22 protein-coding genes are annotated in these 24,038 nt (G+C 69.1%); 5 read left to right on the forward strand and 17 right to left on the reverse strand.

Going from position 1 to position 24,038, the window contains the following annotated elements:
- Nucleotides 1–3 precede the first annotated feature (3 nt).
- The 14 genes from ASD21_RS12355 to ASD21_RS12420 all read right to left on the reverse strand — a co-directional run bounded on the left by ASD21_RS12355 (nt 4) and on the right by ASD21_RS12420 (nt 15,112).
- Nucleotides 4–981, reverse strand: coding sequence for a hypothetical protein (locus tag ASD21_RS12355; RefSeq protein WP_056441301.1), 978 nt, complete (start codon nt 979–981; stop codon nt 4–6).
- Between the two features lie 54 nt (nt 982–1,035).
- Entirely contained in the window at nt 1,036–2,106 is a 1,071-nt protein-coding gene (locus ASD21_RS12360) for a PASTA domain-containing protein (protein WP_056441304.1), read from the reverse strand.
- Nucleotides 2,107–2,166: 60 nt separating this feature from the next.
- Nucleotides 2,167–3,582: a PASTA domain-containing protein gene (locus ASD21_RS23360; protein ID WP_082554740.1), complete on the reverse strand. Its 1,416-nt coding sequence runs from the start codon at nt 3,580–3,582 to the stop codon at nt 2,167–2,169.
- A gap of 24 nt (nt 3,583–3,606) precedes the next feature.
- Nucleotides 3,607–4,149, reverse strand: a complete 543-nt coding sequence (locus ASD21_RS12370) for a hypothetical protein (RefSeq protein ID WP_056441307.1) — start codon at nt 4,147–4,149, stop codon at nt 3,607–3,609.
- Nucleotides 4,150–4,151: 2 nt separating this feature from the next.
- Complete coding sequence (locus tag ASD21_RS12375; RefSeq protein ID WP_056441310.1) at nt 4,152–6,683, reverse strand: baseplate J/gp47 family protein; 2,532 nt, start codon at nt 6,681–6,683, stop codon at nt 4,152–4,154.
- Entirely contained in the window at nt 6,683–7,120 is a 438-nt protein-coding gene (locus ASD21_RS12380; RefSeq protein ID WP_082554741.1) for a GPW/gp25 family protein, read from the reverse strand. Before ASD21_RS12380 ends, ASD21_RS12375 begins: the two co-directional genes overlap by 1 nt.
- 2 nt (nt 7,121–7,122) lie before the next feature.
- On the reverse strand, nt 7,123–7,467 hold the full coding sequence (locus ASD21_RS12385) for a hypothetical protein (protein WP_056441314.1): 345 nt from the start codon (nt 7,465–7,467) through the stop codon (nt 7,123–7,125).
- A gap of 2 nt (nt 7,468–7,469) precedes the next feature.
- Entirely contained in the window at nt 7,470–8,984 is a 1,515-nt protein-coding gene (locus ASD21_RS12390; protein ID WP_056441317.1) for a phage baseplate assembly protein V, read from the reverse strand.
- On the reverse strand, nt 8,981–9,736 hold the full coding sequence (locus ASD21_RS12395) for a CIS tube protein (RefSeq protein WP_235523794.1): 756 nt from the start codon (nt 9,734–9,736) through the stop codon (nt 8,981–8,983). The genes ASD21_RS12390 and ASD21_RS12395 overlap by 4 nt, the downstream gene beginning before the upstream one ends.
- Before the next feature lie 8 nt (nt 9,737–9,744).
- On the reverse strand, nt 9,745–11,298 hold the full coding sequence (locus ASD21_RS12400) for a hypothetical protein (protein WP_056441322.1): 1,554 nt from the start codon (nt 11,296–11,298) through the stop codon (nt 9,745–9,747).
- A 3-nt stretch (nt 11,299–11,301) separates the two neighbouring features.
- The gene (locus ASD21_RS12405; RefSeq protein WP_056441324.1) at nt 11,302–11,769 is read right to left on the reverse strand and encodes a phage tail protein; all 468 of its coding nucleotides are present in this window, start codon (nt 11,767–11,769) and stop codon (nt 11,302–11,304) included.
- 25 nt (nt 11,770–11,794) lie between these two features.
- Nucleotides 11,795–13,015, reverse strand: coding sequence for a phage tail sheath family protein (locus tag ASD21_RS12410; RefSeq protein WP_056441327.1), 1,221 nt, complete (start codon nt 13,013–13,015; stop codon nt 11,795–11,797).
- A 1-nt stretch (nt 13,016) separates the two neighbouring features.
- Nucleotides 13,017–13,700: a carboxypeptidase-like regulatory domain-containing protein gene (locus ASD21_RS12415; protein ID WP_056441331.1), complete on the reverse strand. Its 684-nt coding sequence runs from the start codon at nt 13,698–13,700 to the stop codon at nt 13,017–13,019.
- A gap of 575 nt (nt 13,701–14,275) precedes the next feature.
- The gene (locus ASD21_RS12420) at nt 14,276–15,112 is read right to left on the reverse strand and encodes a ceramidase domain-containing protein (protein ID WP_056441333.1); all 837 of its coding nucleotides are present in this window, start codon (nt 15,110–15,112) and stop codon (nt 14,276–14,278) included.
- A gap of 383 nt (nt 15,113–15,495) precedes the next feature.
- Between ASD21_RS12420 and rfbF the strand changes: the two genes are divergently transcribed.
- The gene (gene rfbF / locus ASD21_RS12425) at nt 15,496–16,278 is read left to right on the forward strand and encodes a glucose-1-phosphate cytidylyltransferase (protein ID WP_056441336.1); all 783 of its coding nucleotides are present in this window, start codon (nt 15,496–15,498) and stop codon (nt 16,276–16,278) included.
- Between the two features lie 18 nt (nt 16,279–16,296).
- Here the strand turns inward: rfbF and ASD21_RS12430 are convergent, their stop codons facing one another.
- A complete protein-coding gene (locus ASD21_RS12430) occupies nt 16,297–17,229 on the reverse strand; it encodes an N-acetylneuraminate synthase family protein (protein WP_082554742.1) in 933 nt (310 codons plus the stop codon).
- A 165-nt stretch (nt 17,230–17,394) separates the two neighbouring features.
- Here ASD21_RS12430 and ASD21_RS12435 point away from each other — a divergent pair, with 165 nt between their 5' ends.
- Entirely contained in the window at nt 17,395–18,363 is a 969-nt protein-coding gene (locus ASD21_RS12435; RefSeq protein WP_235524881.1) for an NAD-dependent epimerase/dehydratase family protein, read from the forward strand.
- Here the strand turns inward: ASD21_RS12435 and rfbG are convergent.
- Nucleotides 18,315–19,415 carry a CDP-glucose 4,6-dehydratase gene (rfbG, locus tag ASD21_RS12440; protein WP_056441343.1) on the reverse strand — a complete coding sequence of 367 codons (1,101 nt, stop codon included), beginning with the start codon at nt 19,413–19,415 and terminating at the stop codon, nt 18,315–18,317. The genes ASD21_RS12435 and rfbG overlap by 49 nt on opposite strands.
- Nucleotides 19,416–19,649: 234 nt before the next feature.
- Between rfbG and rfbH the strand changes: the two genes are divergently transcribed.
- From rfbH to ASD21_RS12455, 3 genes are read left to right on the forward strand one after another with little or no spacing between them, the layout of a single operon-like run.
- The gene (gene rfbH, locus ASD21_RS12445) at nt 19,650–20,915 is read left to right on the forward strand and encodes a lipopolysaccharide biosynthesis protein RfbH (protein ID WP_442856977.1); all 1,266 of its coding nucleotides are present in this window, start codon (nt 19,650–19,652) and stop codon (nt 20,913–20,915) included.
- Nucleotides 20,916–20,934: 19 nt separating this feature from the next.
- The gene (locus ASD21_RS12450) at nt 20,935–22,065 is read left to right on the forward strand and encodes a glycosyltransferase family 2 protein (protein WP_056441348.1); all 1,131 of its coding nucleotides are present in this window, start codon (nt 20,935–20,937) and stop codon (nt 22,063–22,065) included.
- Nucleotides 22,066–22,069: 4 nt separating this feature from the next.
- Nucleotides 22,070–23,167, forward strand: a complete 1,098-nt coding sequence (locus ASD21_RS12455; protein WP_056441351.1) for a class I SAM-dependent methyltransferase — start codon at nt 22,070–22,072, stop codon at nt 23,165–23,167.
- Here ASD21_RS12455 and ASD21_RS12460 read toward each other — a convergent pair.
- Complete coding sequence (locus ASD21_RS12460; RefSeq protein WP_200941431.1) at nt 23,158–24,024, reverse strand: class I SAM-dependent methyltransferase; 867 nt, start codon at nt 24,022–24,024, stop codon at nt 23,158–23,160. The genes ASD21_RS12455 and ASD21_RS12460 overlap by 10 nt on opposite strands.
- Nucleotides 24,025–24,038: the final 14 nt, after the last annotated feature.

Here is a 24,038-nt window from a genome sequence, read left to right on the forward strand (position 1 = left end):
GCCTCAACCATAACCCGCCACCATGATTGCGACGAACGCGGCCCCCAGGCCCGCCACGCCGACCACCGAGAGGACGATCGCCAGCGGCCAGGGCCAGCAGACCCAGCCCGTCACCGTGCCGCTGCCGTCCATGAACACCTGCCCGGTCCGGTCCCTCGGATTGGCGATGCCGTAGGCCATCACTTCCCAGGGGTTGTCGAAATAGGTCCACCAGGTGATGGCGTCGCCGATCCGGCGGCTGGAATCGATCAGGCCGGCGATCAGCGCGGGGAGGATGGTCAGCGCCATCCAGCCGACATAGGAGAACCAGAAGAACGGCCCCAGCACGCGGTTCTGCCAGATGTGGATCGTCTCGTGCTTGAACAGTTCCGTCGTCGGGTCCCAGGCGTCGGTGTTGCTCATCACCGCGCCCTGGGTGAAGGCGAAGCCCGAGCGCACGGCGAAGCCCTGCTTGTACCGGTGGGCGTCGTGGCGGTTCTCGTCGGGACCGTCGCCATGGTCGCCCCAGGCGAAATTGATCAGGTGCATCAGCACGCCGTTGGTGTTGCCGCCCAATCCCCAGGTGACGTCCAGCAGGAAGGCGGGCAAGCCCAGGCCCAACCATTTATGGGTGGCCCACAGGCCGTCGAACAGGCCGACCAGCCCGCCCACCACCAGGGCGATCCACAGCAGGGCTTCGACGCCGATCACCGGATGGCCGAAGCCCAGGGAGACCAGGTTCACCACGCCCGGCCAGATGAAGAACAACAGGCTGGTCACCGTGATCGCGGCGTCCGAGTCCCCACCGATGCTGAGCATGATGCTGATGAAGGTCCGCGCCAGGAAGGCGCCGAAAGTCGCGGTCAGGAAGGTCTCGAGCGCCCGCCAGAGCGACGACGAGCCGTCGCCCTTGGCCAGCCGCACGATCAGGGCCAGCACCGCCCCGGCCAGACCGAACGCCAGCGACCCCAGGATGGCTTCGAGAGAGAAAATCCGTTCCATGATCCTGCTCTCCTTGCCGGGCCCGCCAGTCGGCGGGCCCGATGGATTTGACGTCTAGCCCGCGGGCGAGTTGAGCTTCGACTTTGGGACGATCATGCTCGGCCGGCAGGCCCGAGAGCGCGACGGGCCCGCCGCGTTCTCCTGGGCCACGACCGTGCGCCGTTCGCCGCTCACGCAGACATGGTCGTTGGCGAAGCCGTCACGCCAGACATACCCCATCAGGCAGGTGTCCGGGCCGTAGGGACCGCCGTTCGGGTTGCGGCGGGCGCCCGCCTGGCGGTTTTCCAGGGCGGCCAGATACCGGGACTCCGGCGTGACGCAAACCCGGTCGTTGGCGCCGGCGTCGCGCCAGACGAAGCCGTCGATGCACGCACCGACGGCCGGATCGCAATTGGCTTCGGCCGGTATCTCGACCATCTCCTCCTTGGGCTCCTCCTTGGGCTCTTCCTTCACGACCGGCGCCGGCGCGGCGACCGTCAGCAGGATCGTGTCGGTCTTCTTGGCCTTGGTCTTGGCCGCGGGACTCTGGTCGAGCACGGTCTCCGGCGGCTTGTCGCCGGCTTCCTTGTCGGCGCGCTTGACCGCCGTGTAGCCGGCCTTGTCGAGCGCCTTGACGGCCTCGGCATAGGGTTGGCCGACCACGTCCGGAACCTTGGACCCGCCGCTCATCGCCACGATGGCGATGATCACGCCGATCACCAGCACAAGCACCCCGCCGGCCACCGCCAGGATCCACCACGGGAAAGGCTTCTTGACCGGCGGCGCCGCGGGGCCCGCGGCGGGGACGGTGACCGTCGCCGCCGTGCTGTCGGTGCTGTCATTGTCGGGATCGTTGACGTTGGTCACCCGCAGCTTGATCCGGTGCTGGCCTGGCGGCGTCGCGGCCGGGATCTTGGCGACCACGGTCACGGTCTGGTTTTCACCAGCCGCGACCGGCCGTTCGGGTTCCCCCTGGACCTGGTACCACTCGGGCTTGCCGTCACCCTGGACCTGAACGCTGAAGCGCGCGGTCAGGCCCTCCTCCGTCTTGTTGGTGACGCCGAACACGGCGTTTCCCTTGTGGAAGCCGCCTTCCTTCTTCAGGGCGACGGTCGTTGGCCCGTCCGGAATCTCAAAACTCGGCATGTCTTGATCCTTGTGTTCGACAAGGCGTCGCGAGCCCCGCGCTCGCGACGCGGTGCGCCGTCACTTCACCACGGACTTCACTGTGGTCTGCGGCAAGGTGTTGACCCCCTTCACCTGGGCGCTGAAGGCCGTCACCTTTGGGTCCGCCACAACACGACAGCCCACGATGCTCTTGCTGAACGCCGTGGTGCCGACGCTCTTGCTGACCGTCGGAGCGCTGACGATGACGATGTCCACCTTCGTGCCGAGGGCGACCTTGGTCTTGGCCTCGGGGCGTTGGCCGACGATCATCTCCGGCGTCCCGCCGCACGTGTAGCCGATGTTGCCGATATCGGCGCCGGCGTTCTTCAGAGCCTGGATGCCCGCGATCCCGCCGACCTGGGGGCTGAGCAGGTTGGGCACGACCACGCCGGGATCGACGACCAGCGTCACCAGACTGCCCTTGGGGGCCTTCGTGTCGCCAGCCGGTTCCTGGGTCAGGACGTTGTCCGGCTTCTCACCCGAGGGCTTTCCGACCTTGGAGGTGACGGTGAACCCGCGGTCCTCCAGCAGCGCCTGGGCGGCGATGACCGGCTTGCCGGTGACGGTCGGCACGAGAACGGTCTCGCCGACGGCCACCGTCAGCTTGACCTCCGTCGTCTTCGGATCGGCCAGCGCGTCGGCCGCGGGCTCCTGCTTGAACACCAGGCCCAGACCCTTGTCGCTGGAGACCTCCTCGATCGCCGGACCAGCCTTGAAGCCGCTCTTTTCCAACGCGGCGACGGCGGCGGGATAGTCCAGTCCGGTCACGCCCGGCACAGCCACCGTCGGTATGCCCGCGACCGTCAGTTTGACCGTGACCCCCTCGGGATCGACCTTCTTGCCGCCTGCGGGATCCTGCTTGAACACCTTGCCCAAAGGCTTGTCGGGCGCCGCCTCCCGGATCTCGGGCGCGACCGCGTAGCCCTTGTCCTTCAGCGCCGCGGCGGCGGTCGCGTAGTCCATCCCGATGACCTTCGGGACCTTCGGACCACCGCTCATCACCACGACGGCGATGATCACGCCGATCACCAGGACCAGCACCCCGCCGGCCACCGCCAGGATCCACCAGGGGAACGGCTTCTTCTTGGCCGGCGGCGGCTTGACGACCGCCGGGATCGTGATGGTCGCCGCCGCGCTGTCGGTGCTGTCGTTGTCGGGATCGTTGACGTTGGTCGCCCGCAGCTTGATCCGGTGCTGGCCCGCCGGCGCCGTGGCGGGGACCTTCGCCACCACCGTCACCGTCTGGGTCTCGCCGGCCGCGACAGGCCGCTCGGGTTCGCCCTGGATCGAATACCATTCGGCCTTGCCGTTGCCCTGCACCTGCACGCTGAACCGGGCGGTCAACCCCTCCCCGGTCTTGTTGGTGACGCCGAACACGGCGTTCGCCTTGTGGAAGCCGGCCTCCGTCTTCAGGGCTACGGTCGTGGGGCCGTCCGGAATCTCGAAACTCGGCATGGGTGTTCGTCCTCGTGCTCGCGATCAGGCTGCGGAAAATTCGATTTCGTAGGTCGTGTAGGCGGGACGCTCTTCGTCGACGATGCGACGCACTAAGTCGGCCAGGGGCTGCGCGGCCGCCGGGGCGACGACGCGCAGATGGAAGTTTCGCGCGACGCCTTTGGGCCCCGGCGGATTTTCCTCCACCGTGTAGCCGGACACGCCGGTCGCCACGGTCAGGATGCGTTCGAGGGTTCGGCGCGTGCCGCGCCAGCGCGCCAATTCCGCCGCCTCCAGGCACAGGAGCCGCAGACGGCCCAGCCCCGCGGCGTAGCGCGGCGCGCCTTCGCCCGGACGCCCGCCGGTCCAATCGAGATAGCGGTCGAGGTCCAGCCAACGCGCCAGCATCAGGGCGAAGGTGGGCGGGGCGCGCATCGGATCGATGTGGGCGTCGAGGGTCGCCAAGGCGTTCTCGGCCGGCGCCTGCAGCATCTCCATCACCTCCAGCGTCGCGGCCAGCGGCTTCCTGGGCACGAGGGTGGACTGGTAGGTTTCCGGCAGCAGGCGGGCGATGCGGACGTGATCCATCGTCAGCCCCCCGTATCGTCGTCGATCACCACCGACAGATGGTGCTGATCGGCGCAGTAGAGCCAGTTGGGCGGCAGCGGGATGCGGTCGGTGAACACCGTGCTCGAGGCGGTGGCGAAGTGCTGGGCGCCGTCGAGGCTGCGATAGACGCCCATGGGACCGCCGGCGAACACCATGGGCGCCGCGCCGGGCACGGGCGCGGCCGCCACGCAGGACACCACGTGCAGCAGCCGCTCGGTGTCGCGGATCGGCAGTCCGGCGTCGAGCGGCGCGGCCCGCCAGGCCGGCGCCGCGACGGTGGTGTCCAGCGCCAGCACGCCGCCGCGGTTCGACCCCGCGAACACCCACTGGTCGGCGAAGGCCAATCCTTCGCAGGAGCCGCCCTGCCAGCCGACATTGAACGGCTTGAAGCCCTCGGGATCGTCGGCCCCGCCCGAGCGCAGCTCCACCCGGAAGGCGCCGGAACCCTGCTGGCCGGCCTCGGCCGCCGCCGCCGCCCAGAGGAAATCGCGCGCGTTGAAGCGCTGCACCGTCAGGCTGCGGATGTCCTGGCCCGACAGGCCGATCGGATGGAAGCTGTCGGACACCCCGCCCAGGGCCGACAGGTAGACGCCGCCCTTGACCCGCGCGGCGACCGCGACCTGGACCACCCCGGCCGACGACACCGAGGTCGTCACGGCATAGAAGCCCTTGGTGTCGCGGGTCTTGTCGACGACCACCGGGGCCGGGCCGGCGTCGCCGAAGGGCTTGAGCTGGCGAAGGCCTTCTCCCGTGGCGATCAGCAACAGCGGCGAGCCCTCGCGATCGACCCAGTCGGCGTCGGACACCTCGCTGTTGAACACCGCCGCCTCGGTCTTCCAGCTCTCGCCGCAGTCGCGCGACACGTGGATGGCGCCCCCGGCCTTGCGAACGACGCCCAGCGCCATCAAGCCCGGCCGATCGCGGTGGCGGCGCACGAACAGCGGACGGTCGCCGTCGGCCTTGAACACCACCGACCAGGTGTTGCCGTCGTCGAGACTGCGATGCAGGCCCTGGTTGGTGGCGGCGAACCAGGTGCGCGCTTGATGCGGATCGCGCAGCAGGTCCGACACGTCGCGGTCGGGCGCTTCCCCGATCGTCAGGTGAAGCTGGTCGGCATAGCGCACGCTCGGGTCGGCCAGCATGGCTTCATAGACGTCCGAGGCGCGCAGAACCTGGCCGAACGGCTCATCGCGCAGCGGCGAGAACAGCTTGTTGAGCCGGACGCGAAGCCGGGCCTCGACCGCCGGCGCGTCCTCCTCGCGGCTGACCACCACCCGCGCCGCCACCGAAACCGGCCGCACCCTGGCCCAGCCCACCGAGGTCTGCACGCCGAGCGGCCGACGCTGGTCGACGGCCTTCTGAACGCGCGTCCGCAGCTCCTCGCTTCGGCGTTCGACCACGGCCTGGGCGGTGACCCCCGCGTCCGGCAGCTTTTCCGGATCGACGGCCGGCACCAGCAGGATCTCGACCACGCCCGGAGCGGCATGGGCCCAGACCTGTGACTGGGCGTAGGCCTTGGCTCGCGCCACGGCGCCGACGCTCAGGGCGACGCGCTCGAAATCACGGGCGGTGACCGCGCAGCGCATCGAGGTCAGCTCCAGTGGTCCACGCCGCATCGCCGCCTGTACGCTCTCGGCGTCGGCGCCGCCGGCGGCGCGCGCGAGATTGGTCACCGCCAGGTCGGGGATCGGCGTCTTGAATACGGTGAGGACGCCGGGAACCACGTTGCCGGCCCGTCCGCCGCCGCCGCGGTACCAGACCCGGATATCGCGCCCCAGGGCCGGCACGACCGACAGCGGCGTCGAGCCCTCGCCCGCCAGGGCCGGGGCGAACTGGATGCGGCCCATGGCGCGATCGACGCGATAGACGCAGTCGGTCGGCGCCGCGTCGGCGAAGCTGAAGACTTCCCGCCAGATCCGATAGCACTTGTCGCCCAGGGTGCGCGACACCGCCCCGTCGGCCAGTTCGGCGCTGTCGGCCTCGACGCCGACGATCAGGTCCAGCCCGTCGCCGGACGGGACGATGATCGGCGGACGTCGCACCTGCACGCTCTGGCTGGGCGCCCCGGTCCCCGTTCCGACCGCTTCGGCCTCGATCGTCTCGCAATGGAGGGCCGGCGCCTCGACGCTCTTCTGGTCCGCCGCCAGGATCGCGGCCTGGGTGACCACGAACGTCACCGACCCGTCGCTGGTGGCGATGCGGGCGCCCGCGGGAATGGTGATCCGCGCATTACCGGTGGTGCGGGTGAAGGTCAGGGTCGCCGCCGCGGCGGCGGGCGGCCGGATCTGGGCCCCGACCAGGTTCAGCAGGCTGACGTACAGCTTTTCCGGCACGCGATTGAGCCGATACAGCATCGTGTCGGTCAGATAGGCGAAGGTCTCCAGCAGGGTGATGCCTGGGTCGCTGGGATTGCGGTCGGTCCATTCCGGGCACGAGCGGTCGATGACCTTGATGGCGTCGGCCATCAGTTCGGCGAAGCTTCGGTCGTCCAGCTTGGGCGTCGGCAGCGGCATCAGGCGGCCTCCCCGCGCAGGTCGAGGCCGAACGCCAGCTGGCCCGGCTGGTTGCTGTTGCGCACCCTGTAGTCCAGCGAAACGATCAGCTGGCCGGGCGCGGCGGGATCCACGCCGGCGTCCAGGCGCACGATCTCGATCCTCGGCTCCCAACGCTTCAAGGATTGGCGCACATAGTGGATGGCCAGGCCGGCCGTCGTGGCGTCGTTGGGCGCGAACATCAACCGGTGCAGCGGGCATCCGTAGCTGGGCCGCATGACCCGCTCGCCGGGTATGGTGGTCAGCAGCAGGATGATCGCCTGGCGCACGGCGTCGTGGCCGCTGACATCGGCCAGCCGCCCCGCCGGCGACAGGATCAACCCCGCCGGCCGCCGCAGCTCGGAGGTCGCCCCGCCCAGCTCCGCGCCTTCGAACCGGATGCCCCGAACGCTTTTCATGCTCAACTCCCGGCCGCCACGAGGCGCTGGCCTGGATCGACCACGCGATAATTGACCGTGCCCGGCGGCGACCCGTCGGTAAGCCCCGTGACCGTGTCCAGGCACACCGCTCGGCCGCCGATGGTGACGAAGGTCGAGTAGCCCTCCTTGACGACCAGCGTCGTCAGGCAGGGTTTCAGGCCGATGACCGGATTGGCGTTCGGACAGGCCGAGATCGGCCGGGACTGCGGATTGGGGTTCACCAGCGCCAACCGGTTCTTGATCCGCACCAGGGTCTGGGTCGGAGCGATGCCCACCCGGCCGCCATGGTCGCAGACCAGCGTCGCGTCCTGGGTCAACCACAGCATGCTCAGCCCTCCTCGAACGCGACGGCGGCGGCGCGGATCGTCAACCGGCGGCCCGGAGCCTCGATGACCAGGTCGCCGCTGGCCCGCAGGCGCGAACCGTTGGGGCCGAACTCCAACACGCCGCCCGCGCGGGTCTCCAGCCGCGCCAGGGCGTCGACGCTGTCCAGGGTCAGGACCTGGCCCCCCGGCGTCCGCACGGTGAAGGCCCGGGCTCCGGCCGCCCCCGCGCCGCGCGGCCCCGGCGCGGTGCGCTCGCCGTAGAGACCGCCCAGGACCAAGCCGCGGGCCGGATCGCCGTCCGGGAACACCACCAGCACGTCGTCGTCCGGCTCGGGCAGGATGGCCACGCCCTTCTCGGCGCCCGCCCCCAGCAGCAGCACCGACATCCAGCCGGTCTCGACGTCACCCAGCACCGGCAGGCGGGCGCGCACCCGGGCCAGGCCATCAGGATCGTCGGCGTCGGTCACCCGGCCCAGGGTGAAGGCCGGAACGCGGGCGCGATCGGGTCGGGCCGGCGGCTCGGTCGAAATCTCGACCACATAGCCGCGGGCCTCCTCGAAGCGATGCAGGGCGCGCGTCACCACGCAGCGGCCGTCGACCAGGTCGCCGAGGCCCTCCAGGTTCACCGGCCGGCCCGGGCGCAAGTGCGTGTCGCCCTCGACCACCGCCTCCAGCAGCACGGCGCGGGCCACGGCCCGGTCGAGATCGGCCTGGGCCAAGCTCTCGGCCTCTGCCGCGTCGGCGGCCAGGCGGTTGAACAGGGTGCGTCCGCCCAGATCCGGAAAGGCCGCCAGCCCGCCGTCGCGCAGTTCCTCGGCGTCCTGCCGGGCCAGGCCCGCCCGGGCGCTGGCCGCGACGGCGCGGGAGGGATCCCACGACTGGGCGCCGGTCCAGGGGCGCAGCGAGTCAGCGCCCGCCATGGCGCGCGCCTCGATGATCTCGCGCCGCATCCGCAGCGGGATCGGCTCGCCCTCCCCCGCCAGGCTGATCAGCCGAAGGTCGCCGGCTTGCACCACCAGATAGAGGCCGGCGTCGCGCGCCAGATCGACCACCAGGTCGAAATCGTTCTGGTCGTGCTGAATGATCAGCGCACGAGTCGGCGGATGCTCGGCGCACCGGAAGCCGAGACCCAGGTCGCCGGCCATCTGGCCCGCGAGGTCGGCGACCGTCATGTCGGTCAAGGCTCGGGCCCGCTGTCGCAGCCGCGCCCTGTGCAGCTTGTCCAGGGCCCTCAGCCGCACGACCCGTCCCTGGGCGGCGTCCTTCTGATACTCGACGGCCGTGATCTCGCCGTCGAACAGGTCGCCCGAGCCGTCGACCGAGAAGGCCAGCGCCGCGCCGAGGCGGAGGCTGGTCAGGGTGTCGCCCGGCGGATCGGCGAAGACCAGTTCGGCCATGGCCGGCGCGTTCAGGGTCTGGCGCACGAAGGCCGAGACCGCGTGGCGCCCTAGGGCGGGATCCAGCGGCGCGCCGTCCAGACGGGCCCGCAGCGGGCGATTGGCGAAGATCGAGGTCATGCCCGCGCCCCCAGCAGGATCGCCAGCGAGGGCAGCACGATGGTTCTGCCCTCCGGAATGTTCAGGGGGTCATCCACCTCATTGAAGGCGGCGAGATCGGCCCACAGGGTCGGATCGCCGTAGCCGTCGTCGGCGATCTGATCGAGGCGTTTGAGCGGCAGACCCTCATTGTCGACCGGCATGTCGACGGCCGGGAATTGCTCCACGGACCCGCCTTCGAGATCGGAGGGCGCCTCGAACTGCGGCGTTACGGGCCGACTGGGCGCGGGACGCGGCTCGGAATCCTCCACCCGGCGCAGGCGCAGGCTGAGCCACGAGCGGCGCGGCGCGCCGTCGGCGTTGAACCGTTCGAGGCGCTCGGATACGTGCAGAACGACGCCCGGAATGTTCCAGGACTTGCCCCAGATGAACCGCACCGTGGGCGGGGCGGCGAAGCCGTCGGCCGCGACGGCGTTTTCGGTCAGGTCCCAGAGCGGACGGGTCAGGGCGCGGACGTCGTCGTCGGCGGCCGGACCCTGGCCGTCTTCCGGCGTCTTCGACGGGCGGCCCTCGCGGGCGATCTCGACGTCGAACAGCAGGTTCAGGTCATATTCGGTGACCCCGCCGCCGGTGGCGATCAACGGATCCTCGGAGCGGGCCACGCCGTTCAGGAACCCGCCGCCGGCCAGCCGCGTCCGCACCCCGGCGGAGCGCCGCGCTTCCAGGTTTTCCGGATTGAGCAGGCACGAGATCCGCTCCCCCGATCTTTCCATGAGGAAGGCTACACGCTCCATCGGCCCTCCTCCTGCTCACGGGCCAACTGATCCCAGCGTGGGGGCGACGCCTCGACGCCGGGCGGCGGCGCGATGGTCATCGGCGGCAGCGCCGGCCAGCGGTCGTCCGACGGCGAAGCGGCCAGGCGGCGCGAAGCGGCGCGCGGCGGAACTGGAGGCGGCGTGGCGAAACTCGACCGCTTGTCCCGCACCTGGGTGTCGCCGTCCGACAAGGGCGCTTTGGGAGCTCCACGAAGGATCCGGCGGGCGGCGCGGGGAACCGCGTCGGCCTTGGTCCGGCTCGGCGGCGCGCCTCGGAGGTGCGAGAAGACCGGCGCGGGAGGCGCCGAAGGGATCGCCCGCGACGATATGAAGGACGGCGCGGATCGCTCCGGGACGGCGTCCCGAGACGGTTGATCGATCGGCGGCGTCATCCTGACCCCGGTCGGATCGGGAGTCGTGAACCGATTGGCGCGACGGCGGGCGCCCAGCGCGGCGAGCGTCCGAAAAAGGGAGCGCCGCGGAGGCGGCGGCGTCTTGTCCAGCCAGGTCCGATCCGGCTTGACGGCGGAAACGTCCGAGCTGGAGGCCGGGAAGGTCGCTTGGGGGACCGGCGCGCGGGCGGGCGCAATCGTTTCCGTGGTGTCCGCACTGCCGCCCCTCGCGGGCCGCCCGGGATCCGCCGAAAGCTCCAGGGATCTCTCGATGCGCGCGGATCTGGCGAAGAACCAGGACCTTTGACGCCGGGCGGGCGCCGCGTTGATCCGATCCGGATGGGTTTTCGACCGGTCCTCCGACGCAGCCTTCGGATGCGCCTGCACGAAGGCATGGTCGTTCAGCGGCCTTTCCGGCGCCCGCCGAGGATCGGGCCTGGCCTCCGCCGCGTCGGGCGTCGCCGCGCGCGCCGGCGGCGCCTCGGACCAAATCGGGTCAGAGGGCGGCGCCTTGGGCCTGTTCGACAGCGGCGCCGCGGGCTCCGGCGCTCTCGCGGCCGCTTGGGACGGCGAACCGACGACGGTCAGAGGCGAGCGCGGGCGACGCGGCGCCGCGCCAGGTTCCGGCGTCGGCTCCGGGCGCGTCGGCCGTTCCGAGGTCGGCGCGGCCTCCAGGGATGCGAACACCGGCCGCGGTCGCCGTTTCCGCTCGACCTCCGGCCGCCCCCAGGTCTCGGACGACCGGTCGTTCAGGGCGGCCAGGGTCGGGACGGCGGTCTCGCGGCGGGACGCCGGCGGAGGCCGCGGATCGCGCGAAGCCGGTTCAGGCTCGGTCGGCGTCGTGGGTCGAGACGGCAAGCCGTCCGGCCCGACCGGCGGCCAGGCCGACGGGTCGCTGGTCAGGGACAGCGGAGCCTCGCCTGCCTCCGCCAGCTGGGACGTCCGCTCGGCCACGTGCGCCAGCCAATGGGCCGGCGCGCCCGGATACCGTTCGGCCAGGGCGGCCATGACCGGGTCTGGCGCCGGCGCGGATCGATCCTCGGAGGCGCGCTCCAAGGCCTGGGCCACGGAGCGGGCCAGGGCGGCCATGGCGATCAGCCAACCCGACAACAGGCGGCGGAGGGCCATGGTCTAGGCTCGGGTCAGGGTGTCGAACGACAGCTTGAGTTCCTCGATCGCCACTTCGCGGCCGAGGGCGTCGAACGACACGCCGCTCCATTCGCAAGGCCAGGCGTTGTCGAGGTTCCAGCGCAGGACCTCGGCGGTGCCCTTCACGTCCAGCATCGCGATCGAGATGCTGCGACGGGGCGTTCCCCCGGCCAGGACTTCCTTGAGCCAGTCCCACAGCGCCGGGGTCTTGGTCAGGCCATAGCGCAGCGTGACCTCGGCGTATTCGACGGGCCCGGGCAGGGTCCGGACGATCTGGCCGCTGCCGGATTCGCGGTAGCGTATCGGATGGATCCGCACCCCCAGGCCGAAGCACTCGGTGAACCGGACATCACCCATCTCGCGGGACGACAGCATGAAGTTGTAGTTGCGATAGACGTCGGGCAGAGCGCCAACCTTGGGCGCCGCCGCTGCTTCTTCGGTTTTGGCCATGACGGATCCTCTTCAGGTTTTGGGGTCAGGCGGTCTCGACGGTGGATCCGACCGCCGTCTGGCCGATGCGGAAGATGACGAACTCGGCGGGCTTCACGGGCGCGATGCCGATGACCACCACCACCTGGCCAGCGTCGACCACCTCAGGCGGATTGGTCTCGGCGTCGCACTTGACGAAGAAGGCGTCCTCGGGGCGCGCGCCCGCCAGCGCGCCTTGGCGCCACAGCAGGGTCAGGAAAGCGCCGACATCGCGCTGGATGTCTTTCCACAGCGGCGTGGCGTTGGGCTCGAACACCACCCAGCGCGTGCTGATGGCGATCGACTCCTCGATCATGTTGAACAGCCGTCGGACGTTCAGATAGCGCCAGTTGCTGGCGCTGGGGGCCAGGGTCCGGGCGCCCCAGACCCGCGCGCCCTCCCGGGCGAAGAAACGGATGCAGTTGATGCCGACCGGATTGAGCACGTCCTGTTCGCCGCGCGTCAGCATCTGGGTCAGCCCGTCGACGCCGCGGATGGTCACATTGGCCGGAGCCTTGTGCACGCCGCGCTCGCTGTCGGTGCGGGCGTAGATGCCGGCCATATGGCCCGAGGGCGGGATCTGGGCCACGGTGTCGGGATTGACGGCGTCGCGGCCGGTCAGCCAGGGAAAGTAGCAGGCGCCGTAACCGCCGTCGGAGTCGCGGGGACGAAGACCGGGCTTGGGGCCTTTGCCGCGAGGCGGCGGCGAGGTCGTATCGCCCTCGGCGGCGGGGGTCGTGGGCGGCGCGGCTCCCTCGGCGGCGCGGGTCAGGACCTCGACATCGTCGACACGGGGCGGCGCGTCCAGGATCGCCACGCGGTCTTTCAGCGACTCCGCGGCGTCAAGCAAGGCGCTGTGCGAAGCGACATCGGTCCGGCCCGGCGCGGCGATGATGGCGATCTCGTCGATCGCCGCCAGGGCGTCGAGCCCCCGCCCTTTGCCGGCTATGGCGCCGTCGGCCTTGGTGTTGACGACGTAACAGCGCGATCCGCCGTTATTGAAGAAACCATAGACGGCGTTGGCCAGATCGGTGCCCTTGTCGTCCCGGCGTATGTATTTTCGCTGGAACTCGCTCCAGTTGTTGATCGCCACGGCCTCGTCGAGGAAGGCGTCGGGATTGGGCGCGGCGCCGACGAAGCCGGCGGTCGAGGTTCCCACCGCCTCGATCGGGCGTGTTCCAGAGTCGATCTCCTCGACGTAGACGCCGGGGCTCAAATAGGACGGCATGTCAAATCTCCAGCGGTAAACGAAGGATCACGGGACTTCCGGTTTCGACCTCACTGTCGATCTCCACCCCACGGGCCCGGACATTGAGGCGGACAGGTCTGCCCTTGCCGCCGACGGGACCGTGGAGGCGAAAGCGGCCGAAGGCGTCGGTCTGAGTGGAGCGGTCGAGACCCTCAAGGCGCACCACGGCGCCGGCGACCGGCGTGTCGCCTGGCCCCAGGACCGAGCCCTGCAGGACACCGAGCTCGCCCGACACGATATTGAGCGGGAAGCGAACGAGGCCCGCCCGGTCGGCCTGGCGCCGCCGGGCGATCGAGACCGTGGCCCGCAGCACGAAGCCGGGTCCGGGCGGCAGATTCAGTTCGGCGCACAGCTTCAGCGGGTCACGGTCCAGGACCACCTCGGTCTCTTCGTGCTCCATCGCCGCGAACAGCAATTCCATGGCGCCCGTCTGTTCAACGATGGGATCCGCGGCGCGGACGGTGACCAGGTAGTCGGCGGTCATGGTCAGCGGCGGCGAGGCCGCGCGAGGCGCCGCGTGCGGGGCCAGACCGACCAAGCGCAGGTCGACCCCTTCCCCGCAGTCGCGATCGCTCAAGGACCGGGCGACAACGGTTCGACCCGGCAGGACCTCCTGGGTCCAGCCGATCAATTCGCGCGTCGTTTCCTCGAGCCCCTCGGGCATTTTCTGATCGCTCCCCCTGGTACAACCCAAAGACGTCCAGACATACTAAGTCCGAATTTTAACAAATGAAAAGCTCGGATTTCATCGTTCTGTGAACACGATTTTCTCGGCCATCGAGATTCAGACGGATGGACTCGTCCGACTTCACAAAGAACATTTAAAGCACAGATTCAGATCACAACGCTGACGCAGCGACAAATACATGGCACTTTTCGCCATAGACAACTATTAATTTGCTACAGACTAAACCGGCAATTCAAATATTGTCGAGAAAAATGCTGGTTTTTAGCTTGCACAAATAGACATAAACGAGACCTACAGAGGGCAATTATTCAATCGTCGGAAAACTAGAAATAAACGCATTAGTTGTGCTGCCGCACCGTCGACGCCGGAACACCGACATTGCGAAAAGGGTCGTCCGCCGCCCCTCCCGCCATGTCACGGCGAACGCTGGCGAGGATCGGACGGGACGCTCGGCCGCGACGCCTCGGAACACGATGGACGGCGTCTCCATGCGGAGGGAAACCCGCCCCGCCATGTCGGCGGCGGCCCCGACGAGCGGCCGAAAGCGCCCGTCAGGTTCGGTTCTCCTCTCGCCAGTAGAAGTACAGCAGCACCGCCATGGCCCCGGCCAACGGGTGCCAGAGCATGCCGTGCGGCTGGAAGAAGGCGTTCGGGTCGCACATCGGCCCGCCGGTCTGCGACAGCGCCCAGAACACGGTTGCGGCGATGATGCAGCCCACGGCCAGCCACCAGAGCAGGATGGTGTTCCACCGCCCCTGCCAGGGCTTGCCCTCCCGCACGCAGGCGTAGATCTCCAACGCCAGATAGGCGGCCACCAGGGTGATGATCAGGATCAGCGACTTGAACTCCCACTGCCAGATGGCGTGGAGGATCACGAACACCACCACGGTGATGGGATAGAACACCCAGAACACCCAGTCGGCGGGGACCAGCCGGCGCAGGGTGTAGAACACCAGGAACGCCGCGTAGACGTACATCGACAGCCCGTCGAAGTTTCCCGCCCAGCCGATGATCGAGGCGTGGAACCACATGCTGCCCAGACCCAGGAACAGCACCGCGAAGACGTACAGGTCGGCGATGAAGTTGTCCGACCGCATGACGTTCTCGCCGCGCGCTCCGTCCTTGCGATCCAGATAGATCACCAGGGCCACCAGGGCGGCGGTCAGGATCGAATAGAGGTTGAACCAGGTGTTGACCGGCTGTCGGACGCCGTTGGCGTGCGCGATCACGTCGGCCGGATTGAAGGCTTCGCAGAAGCAGGTGTTGGGCGTCGTGGCCATGCAGCTGTCGGGGCTGCCCGGCCAGCCGGCGGCGACGAAGATCAGGAATGGCAGCAGAACCAGGACGATCCCGACCCCCAGCACGATGAAACCGCGGTAAGCGCTCATGACCCCTCCTCGAGAACTCAGGTGGACGCGAACTCGGGTGGACGCGGACATCCCCGGAAAGCTTGGGGCGCACTGACGGCCGGCGACGACGCCGGGCGGGACAGGAGACGAAAGCCGCTCAGCGCGCGGAGCTCCGCCTACAGTCAAGGTTGCTCGGACTGGACGACCATATCCAAAACTGAACTCATAGGTGGAGCTTAACAGGCCTTGGCCATCCGTCCATACGGCATTTCGCCGGGCGGCCGGGGCCGTGCCCAGCGGCGCGGCGAGCCGGGCTCGAGGGCGGAGTCGATTTCGGCTGTCGGCGGACGATGCCTTCGGTGGTGTTCCCGGCCCGCGATTTCGCTAGTGTCCGACAGAGATTCCCCGTCGAAAGCGGTCGTATGACGCAGAACAACAAGACCAAGGTCGTCATTCTCGCCGGCGGCAAGGGCACGCGGATCGCCGAGGAGACTCAGGTTCGACCCAAGCCGATGGTCGAGATCGGCGGCCGCCCGATCATCTGGCACATCATGAAGTCCTACAGCGCCCATGGCCTGAACGACTTCGTGATCTGCTGCGGCTATCTGGGCGACAAGGTCCGCGAGTACTTCCTGAACTACGCCTACCAGAACGCCGACCTGACGATCCTCCCCAGCGGCCGGGTCGAGGTGCACCAGAGCCATTCGGAGCCATGGACCATCACCCTGGTCGACACCGGCGATGACACCATGACCGGGGGACGGATCAAGCGGGTCAGCCGCTACATCGCCGACGATCCCTATTTCTGCCTGACCTACGGCGACGGACTATCGGACGTCGACATCGGCGCGCTGATCCGCTTCCACGAGGCGCACGGCGCCCAGGCGACGATCACGGCCGTCACCCCCCTCGCCCGCTTCGGGGCCCTGAAGATCAAGGGCGACATGGTGGAGCGGTTCATCGAAAAACCCGCGTCGGAAAGCGGACGGATCAACGGCGGCTTCTTCGTGCTGTCGCCCAAGGTGCTGGACCTGATCGACGGCGACGAGACGGTTCTGGAACAGGCCCCGCTGGAGCACCTGGCCAAGGCCGGTGAACTGCGGGCCTACCGCCACGACGGCTTCTGGCAGCCGATGGACACGCTGCGCGAGAAGCTGCACCTCGAAGACCTGTGGGCGAAGGGCGCGCCCTGGAAGAACTGGTAGCCGGGACGCCTACGCGGCTTAGGCCGCGTCGCCCGGCCAGTAGCGCAGCTTCTCGGCGACCGAGGCCTCGCCGGGCGTGATGCGCTTTTCGCCGTCGCCCAGCCATTCGCGCAGGTCGCGCAGACGCGAGACCAGGACCTTCAGCTCGTCGGGCTCGAGCGAGGCCGACTGGTCCGAGCCGTACATCGTCCGGTCCAGGGTGATGTGGCGTTCGATCGCCACGGCCCCGAGCATGGCGGCCACCAGGCTGGGCTCCACCGAGCCCTCGTGGCCGCTGTAGCCGACCGGCGCGCCGTAGCGGCGGCGCAGGGTGTCGATGGTCATCAGGTTCAGGTCGGCGGGCGGGGTCGGATAGGTCGAAACCGTATGCATCAGCACGAAGGGACAGGCCGCCGCGCGCAGGATCTCGACGGCCGTGTCGATCTGCTCGAACGTGCACATGCCCGTGGAGGCGAACACCAGCTTGCCCTCGGCGGCGACCGCCTCGACCAGCGGACGGTGGGTCAGCATCGCCGAGGCGATCTTGTTGTAAGGCAGGTCGTACTTGGCCAGGAACGACTGGCTGGGCACGTCCCAGGCCGAGGCGAACCAGGCCAGGCCCAGCTCGCGGCAATAGGCGTCGATGGCGTCGTACTCGGCCTCGCCGAACTCCAGGCCTTCCTTCTGGGCGCGCTGGGTGTCGCCCCAGGGGCTCTGGCGAGACGCGGCCAGCACCTCGGGGGTGTAGACGATGTCGATCGTCCGCTTCTGGAACTTGACCGCGTCGCAGCCGGCCTCGCTGGCGGCTCGGATCAGCGACTTGGCGACCTCCAGGTCGCCGTTGTGATTGATGCCGATCTCGGCGATCACGAACGGCCGGTTGGCCAACGGCCAGGGGATCGAAGCCAGGCTCTCGGTGGCCATGTTCTCCACGGAAAGCGCCTTGGTGATCGGAGCGTCTACGGTCTGCATGGTCCGGGGTCCTGTTGCACGGCGAGCGACGTCTGGCACGTCACCTTCCGCTGCGCGGAGCCGCCGCGAGGGCTCTTGGCTCCAGCGCGGGCTGGTATATCTATCGCGGCCTATCCTGTTACGGCCGTGATTTGCGTTCCCTTGTCTAGAATGGAGTCGGCGATAATGCCTAGGTGCAAGTTCGCCGCATGGTTAGCGCGTCCCTCCAGTTGCGTGGCGATCGTCGGCGCCTCCGGCTGGGTCGGCATGGCGCTGGCCGACCAGGTTCTGGCGACCTGCCCCGACCTCGCGCCCGACCGACTGCGGCTGTTCGGCTCCAGCCCCCGCGACCTGAAACTTCCAAACCGCCAAGCCCACATGGAGCCGCTGGACCAGGCCGCGCGTCTGGGCGACGGCGATTGGCTGGTCCTGCACGCCGCCATCGTCGGCGACGATCGGGTGGAAGGCGGCGACCCGGCGGAGGTTCGCCGCCGCAACGACGCCCTGCTGAACCAGGTCCTGGGCCTGGCCGAGACCGGGCAGACGCGACGACTGGTCGCATTCTCGTCGGGCGCGGCCCACCGGCCCGACGCCGGATCCGCGGCCCGACGCGCCTACGCGACGATGAAACGCGACCACGAGGCGGCCGCCGCCGAATGGGGGCGGCGGACCGGGCGGGCGGTGCTGATCCCCCGGGTGTTCAACCTCGGCGGCCCGTTCATCAACCACGCCGAGGCCTATGCGCTGGGTGACTTCATCCTGGCCCTGGCGCGACGCGGCCGGATCGCGATCGGCGCGGCCGATCCGGTGTTCCGCGGCTTCGTCCACGTCTCGGAGATGGCCCGCGTCGTTCTCGACATGGCGGTGGACGAGGCGCAGTCGGCCGAACCGTTCGATATCGGCGGCGCCGAGGTCGTCGAGCTGGGAGCTCTGGCCCTGGTGGTCGGGGAAGCCCTCGGGCGAGCCGATCCGGCGATCGACCGCCCCGAACCGGGCGATGGCCCCGGCGACTGGTATGTGGGAGACGGCCGACGCTACCAGAGCGCCCTCTTCCGGCGTGGCGAGGCCCCGACGCCGCTGGCGCGGATCGTCGCCGACACGGTCGCCTATCTGGAGGCGACGGGGGCGCTGGCCGGGGCCCCGGACGGCGCGTAGCGGTCGATCTGATCCAGGGTCGTCGCGCGCGGGTCGCGGCCGGCCAGGCCGTCGCGCCACCAGGCCGTCGTCAGCGCGACGGCCTGCTCCAGGTCCAGACGCGGCCGCCAGCCCAGATCGGACCTGGCCAGGTCGGAATTGAGGGTCAGCAGGCCCGCCTCGTGCGGCGCGGTCGGATCGACCCGCTCGACCAGGCTCGCGCCTTCGCCCCAGGCGTCCGCCGCCAGCCGCGCCAATGCGCCCACCGACCGCGCCCCGTCGGCGTCGGGACCGAAGTTCCAGGCGCGCAGGCCTCCCCCCGGCAACGCGGCCAGGGCCTGGACCGCCAGAAGGTAGCCGTACAGCGGCTCCAGCACATGCTGCCAGGGCCGCACGGCGCCGGGATTGCGCAGCACTGCCGCCTCGCCGCGCGCGAAGGCCGACAGGACGTCCGGCAGCAGCCGGTCGCGCGACCAGTCGCCGCCGCCGATCACGTTGCCGGCCCGAGCCACGCCCACCGCCGCGCCCGCCGCCTCCAGATAGGAGGCGAAATAGGCTTTCACGGCCAGTTCGGCGCAGGCCTTGCTGGCGCTGTAGGGATCGCGTCCGCCCAGGCGGTCGCCCTCGCGATAGGCCTCGCCGTGCTCGAGGTTTTCGTAGACCTTGTCAGTCGTGACGATCAGCGTCGTGGCCGGACGCGGCAGCCGCCGCACGGCGTCCAGCAGATTGACCGTACCCATCAGGTTGGTGGCGAAGGTCTCGCGCGGCTCTTCATAGGACCGCCGCACCAAGGGCTGGGCGGCCATGTGGATCACCACGGAGGGCGCGAAGTCCAGCACGACGGCGTCCATCGCGGCGGGATCGCGCACGTCGGCGATCACGCTGTCCAGGCCGTCGCCGATCCGCGCCGCCTCGAACAGGTTGGGCTGGCTGTCCGGCGCCAGGGCCACCCCGCGCACCGTCGCACCCAGCCGCTCCAGCCACAGGCTCATCCAGCCGCCCTTGAAGCCGGTATGGCCGGTCAGCAGCACCCGCCGCCCCCGCCAGAAATCCTCGTCGATGCCGATGGTCATGACGCGCCCAAGGCCGATCGGGGATCTCGCAACGCCCATGCTGCGCCCCACGCGGCAGTTTGGCGCGCCGACGGCGCGCCGAATCGGCGATAATCTTGGTCTCCGCCGAGGCGGAGCAGCAAGGCCGTCCAAGGGCGGGCCATCGGAGAGCTCGTCATTTCGTTTCAGGAACCCTCGGAGGAGACCGCGGCGCTTCGCGGCAGGATTCTCGCCCTGGTCGAGGAGTACCACGCGCTGGCCCACGCGCCGAAAGCGTTCCAAGCCGGCGCGTCGCCCGTCCCTGTCTCGGGCCGGATCTACGACGCCTCCGACATGCGCAGCCTGGTCGACTCGGCCCTGGACTTCTGGCTGACCACCGGGCGCTTCAACGACGCCTTCGAGGCCAAGCTGGCCCAACGCCTGGACGTCCAGTACGCCATGACCGTCAATTCCGGCTCGTCGGCCAACCTGGTGGCCCTGTCGGCCCTGACCTCGCCCAAGCTGAAGGCTCGCCAGCTGAAGCCCGGCGACGAGGTGATCACCGCCGCCACCGGCTTTCCGACCACGGTCAATCCCCTGCTCGGCGCGGGTCTGGTCCCGGTGTTCGTCGACATGCTGCCGACCACCTACAACTTCGACCCGGAAAAGGTCGCCGCCGCGATCGGTCCAAAGACCAAGGCGATCATGGCCGCCCACACCCTGGGCAACCCGTTCGACCTGGCGGCCATCCGCAAGCTCTGCGACGACCACGGCCTGTGGCTGGTCGAGGACTGCTGCGACGCCCTGGGCTCGACCTATGACGGCCGACAGGTCGGGACGTTCGGCGACATCGCCACCCTCAGCTTCTATCCCGCTCACCATATCACCACTGGCGAAGGCGGGGCCGTCTTCACCAATGACGAGTTCCTGCGCCGCCTGGCGGAGTCGTTCCGCGACTGGGGCCGCGACTGCTTCTGCGCGCCGGGCATGGACAACACCTGCGGCAAGCGGTTCGGCTGGAAGATGGGCGACCTGCCGCGCGGCTACGACCACAAGTACATCTACGGCCACCTCGGCTATAACCTGAAGATGACCGACATGCAGGCCTCGGTGGGCCTGACGCAGATGGACCACCTCGACGGCTTCATCGGCGCGCGAAAACGCAACTTCGCCGCCCTGAAGGCGGGCCTGGCCGACCTGCGGGACTTCCTGGTCCTGCCCGAGGCGACGCCGAACAGCGACCCGGCCTGGTTCGGCTTTCCGATCACCGTCAGGCCGGACGCGCCCTTCACCCGCAACGAGCTGACCCGCCACCTGGAAGACGCCCGCATCGGCACGCGCCTTCTGTTCGGCGGCAACCTGGTGCGCCAGCCCTACATGGCCGGCCGCAATTTCCGTATCGCCGGCGAGCTGTCCGTCGCCGACGCGATCATGGAGCGGACGTTCTGGATCGGGGTCTATCCCGGCCTCGGGGCCGACCACATCGCCTACGTCCTCGACACCCTTCACACCTTCTGTCGCGCCCGCGCCGCGGCGGCCTAGTCCCCGAGCGAAAGAGCCCATGCCCAAACTCGAATGCGCCCTCGCCGAAAGCCAGATCCGGCCGTTCGCGGAGCAGCCGGCGCTCAGCATCGTCATCCCGACCTATGAACGCCCCGCCGAGTTGCAGCTCACCGTCCAGAGCATCGCCGACCAGTTGAAGGACGGGCTGGAGGACAAGGTCGAGCTGCTGATCAGCGACAACAACTCGGGTCCCGACACGAACGGCATGATCCGCGCCCTGGCCGACCGCTACCCGCGCCTCGGCTATATGGTCAACGCCCGCGACGAGGGGGGATTCTTCAACCTGTTCGCCGCGCCTTGGCGCGCCCAAGGGCGCTACACCTGGGCCTTCGGTTCGGACGACGTGCTGTTGGACGGCGGCGTGGGCAGCGTGGTCCAGATCCTGGAGCGCGAGGCGCCCAGCTTTCTCACCCTGAATAAGCGCGCGGCCAACGCCGACCTGACCCAGGTGCTCTACACCTCGTTGAACAACGTGCCGGACAAGCGCTTCAACAGCTTCATCGATCTCTTCTGCGCGTTCGGGATCAACCAGCTGGCTTTCATCAGCGCCCAGATCGAGAACACCGAGGCCGCCCGGAAGCTGGACGCGGAGCCCTATCTGCGCTCCGACACCCGTCACCCGCACGTTGTCGCCTATCTGGAAAAGCACGCTCACGCCCCGGCCTATTACAGCGCGGCCAATCACCTGGTGCACCGGGTCGAGAACTCCCAGACCATCGACTACAACGCCGGCAATTTCTTCGACTACGCCGGCGACCTGCCGCGCATGCTGATCGAGATCGCCGCCAGGGTCGGCGCTCCGGCCGATCTGTTCGAGCGGACCAACGGCCACCGACAGGTCAACTCCTACGACCGGCCGGACGTCACGCTGGTCGACACCGTCTTCGAGAACATGCTGCGGGCGCTCTATTCGGGTTACCACCTAACCCTGGGCCATCGCCGCGCCCTTGAAGCCACCCTGGCCCATTGCCGGCCGGACCGACTGGCTCAGCTCGCCGAACTCTGGACCTACAACAACACGCTCCAGCAAATGGCGAAGCGCGAGAGCGAAGCGAAGCAGACCCTGGCCCAGGCGCGCGAAGCCGCGCTGAACGCTTCGGCGATGTTCATGCAATCGACGGCGCCTTGAGCTCATGCCCCTGCAGCCGCCCTGCCCGATCTGCAACCGCGAGGCGGGCGTTCCTATCGCCGAACTGCGCTTTGGCGAAAAGCCGCACCTGCCCAGCGCCATTACGCTGCACGGCTGCGCGGACTGCGATTTCGCCTTCACCTGGCCGCGCGATCCGACCGGCTATCGCGACTACTACGCGGCGGTCGCCAACGACACGGCCCAGCGGCACGGCCAATATCGCAACCTGCCTCAGGCGGAGATCCTGGCCGGCCTGATCGCCTCGCGGCCGATCCGCTCGGTGCTGGACTTCGGCTGCGGCGGCGGCGGCCTGCTGCACGTCCTGGCCGAGCGTTTTCCGCAGGTCCGGTTCCTGGGTTTCGACGTCAACGCCAACTTCCCCTCGGACCTGCCGAACCTGCGGTTCAGCGACCAGTTCCCGGCGGCCGGCCACGACCTGGTGATCCTCAGCCACGTGGTCGAGCACATGGCCGACATCGACCAGATCAAGGACCTGTTCGGCCTGGTCGGCGACGGCGGGCTGGTCCACATCGAGACGCCGGACCCCAAGCTCTACGCGGCCCGTCCGCAACCGCATTTCGGCTATTATGTCGACCGGCTGCACATCAACCACTTCTCGCAGCGCGCGATCCTGAAGATCGCGCCGCAGGGCTTCGACGTCGTGGCCGGCGGGACCTACGCCATGCCCTACGCCTTGGGCGAGTTCTATCCGGCCCAGTATGTCGTCCTGCAAAACCGCCGAGCCGAACAGGCTGTCCCGGCCGCGATCGAGACCTATCTGCGCGCCGAGGCGCCGCGCTGGGCGGAGGTCCGCGCCCAGCTGCGCGATCGGAAGTTCTTCGTCTACGGCTTCGGCGACAACTTCCATCGCAGCCTGCTGCCGGGCGGGCCGCTGCACGGCCTGGAAGGCAACGTGATCGCGGTGATCGACCGTAACGCGGCGACCCTGGCGGCCGACGGACAGGCCCGGTTCCAGTTCGTGGACCCGACCGAGATCGTCCGGATCGACGGCGGCCTGATCGTCTGTACGGTCTCGCAGTTCTCGAAGCTGGACGACTTCTTCCGCGAGACCTATCCGCGCAGCGAAGTCCGCTACGTCTGAGCCCTGCAGAGCATGCAGAACAGCTGGCCGGTGCGTCCGTAGATCTCGGTCTCGAGGATCTCGAAATGGACGAGGGTCAGGCCCTGGCGGGCGATCAGGGCCCGCAGCGACGTCTCGGTGAAGAAGTTGACGTGCTCGTGCCAGTACTTCTTGCCGGCCGCCAGATCCTCGACCCCGGCGTTCTGGATCACATAGGCTTCGTGCGGCACTTCCAGATAGAGCAGGGTTTCCGGCGACATCGCCTCGGCGATGTCGTCCAGCAGGGCCGCCGGGGCGGGCACATGCTCCAGCACGTTGCTGCAGACCACCAGGTCGAACCGCGCCCGCGCCAGGCCCTCGCGATCGACGGCGGCGACGCCCTCGACCAGGGTCAGGCCCGAGATGTCGTGCACCGACAGGCTGGCCGCGGCGCCCCGGAACGGGGTGTTGAGACCGGTGTCGCCGCCCCAGTCCAACGCGTGCGGCGGTCCCGACAGGTGCGGGGCGATCATCGCCTCGACCTCGGGCAGATAGGCCGCGCGCTCCGCCAGGGCGGTGTTCAGCGCCGCGTAGCCCGGCTCGAAACGCTCGCGCAGCGCCGTGTACTCGGCGTCGCGATAGCCGGTGTAGAGCCGTGACATCTCCGCGTCGCTGAACCGGATGTCCAGGAACAGCGCCCCGCAGTCCCGGCACTGCAGCGAGTTGCACAGCGGATAGGCCATGCCCAGACGCAGGGTCTTCATGCCCCACGCCTCGGTGATCTCGACCGGTTCCCAGTCGAACACCCGCTTGGCGACGAAGGGCATCAGGATCGCCGGCGACTTGCGCAGCCGATCGCCGTCACAGCAAATGCAGCGGCTGGCGATGCGCTCGTTCACCAGGCTTCTCGTAG

The organism is Caulobacter sp. Root1455 (genome assembly GCF_001426905.1).
Lineage (GTDB): Bacteria > Pseudomonadota > Alphaproteobacteria > Caulobacterales > Caulobacteraceae > Caulobacter.

What these genes read in the sequence shown, in the direction of transcription:
- ASD21_RS12355 (WP_056441301.1), bottom strand. Translation starts at nt 981, where the DNA reads ATGGAACGGATTTTCTCTCTCGAAGCCATCCTGGGGTCGCTGGCGTTC.
- ASD21_RS12360 (WP_056441304.1), bottom strand. Translation starts at nt 2,106, where the DNA reads ATGCCGAGTTTTGAGATTCCGGACGGGCCAACGACCGTCGCCCTGAAG.
- ASD21_RS23360 (WP_082554740.1), bottom strand. Translation starts at nt 3,582, where the DNA reads ATGCCGAGTTTCGAGATTCCGGACGGCCCCACGACCGTAGCCCTGAAG.
- ASD21_RS12370 (WP_056441307.1), bottom strand. Translation starts at nt 4,149, where the DNA reads ATGGATCACGTCCGCATCGCCCGCCTGCTGCCGGAAACCTACCAGTCC.
- ASD21_RS12375 (WP_056441310.1), bottom strand. Translation starts at nt 6,683, where the DNA reads ATGCCGCTGCCGACGCCCAAGCTGGACGACCGAAGCTTCGCCGAACTG.
- ASD21_RS12380 (WP_082554741.1), bottom strand. Translation starts at nt 7,120, where the DNA reads ATGAAAAGCGTTCGGGGCATCCGGTTCGAAGGCGCGGAGCTGGGCGGG.
- ASD21_RS12385 (WP_056441314.1), bottom strand. Translation starts at nt 7,467, where the DNA reads ATGCTGTGGTTGACCCAGGACGCGACGCTGGTCTGCGACCATGGCGGC.
- ASD21_RS12390 (WP_056441317.1), bottom strand. Translation starts at nt 8,984, where the DNA reads ATGACCTCGATCTTCGCCAATCGCCCGCTGCGGGCCCGTCTGGACGGC.
- ASD21_RS12395 (WP_235523794.1), bottom strand. Translation starts at nt 9,736, where the DNA reads ATGGAAAGATCGGGGGAGCGGATCTCGTGCCTGCTCAATCCGGAAAAC.
- ASD21_RS12400 (WP_056441322.1), bottom strand. Translation starts at nt 11,298, where the DNA reads ATGGCCCTCCGCCGCCTGTTGTCGGGTTGGCTGATCGCCATGGCCGCC.
- ASD21_RS12405 (WP_056441324.1), bottom strand. Translation starts at nt 11,769, where the DNA reads ATGGCCAAAACCGAAGAAGCAGCGGCGGCGCCCAAGGTTGGCGCTCTG.
- ASD21_RS12410 (WP_056441327.1), bottom strand. Translation starts at nt 13,015, where the DNA reads ATGCCGTCCTATTTGAGCCCCGGCGTCTACGTCGAGGAGATCGACTCT.
- ASD21_RS12415 (WP_056441331.1), bottom strand. Translation starts at nt 13,700, where the DNA reads ATGCCCGAGGGGCTCGAGGAAACGACGCGCGAATTGATCGGCTGGACC.
- ASD21_RS12420 (WP_056441333.1), bottom strand. Translation starts at nt 15,112, where the DNA reads ATGAGCGCTTACCGCGGTTTCATCGTGCTGGGGGTCGGGATCGTCCTG.
- rfbF (WP_056441336.1), top strand. Translation starts at nt 15,496, where the DNA reads ATGACGCAGAACAACAAGACCAAGGTCGTCATTCTCGCCGGCGGCAAG.
- ASD21_RS12430 (WP_082554742.1), bottom strand. Translation starts at nt 17,229, where the DNA reads ATGCAGACCGTAGACGCTCCGATCACCAAGGCGCTTTCCGTGGAGAAC.
- ASD21_RS12435 (WP_235524881.1), top strand. Translation starts at nt 17,395, where the DNA reads ATGCCTAGGTGCAAGTTCGCCGCATGGTTAGCGCGTCCCTCCAGTTGC.
- rfbG (WP_056441343.1), bottom strand. Translation starts at nt 19,415, where the DNA reads ATGACCATCGGCATCGACGAGGATTTCTGGCGGGGGCGGCGGGTGCTG.
- ASD21_RS12450 (WP_056441348.1), top strand. Translation starts at nt 20,935, where the DNA reads ATGCCCAAACTCGAATGCGCCCTCGCCGAAAGCCAGATCCGGCCGTTC.
- ASD21_RS12455 (WP_056441351.1), top strand. Translation starts at nt 22,070, where the DNA reads ATGCCCCTGCAGCCGCCCTGCCCGATCTGCAACCGCGAGGCGGGCGTT.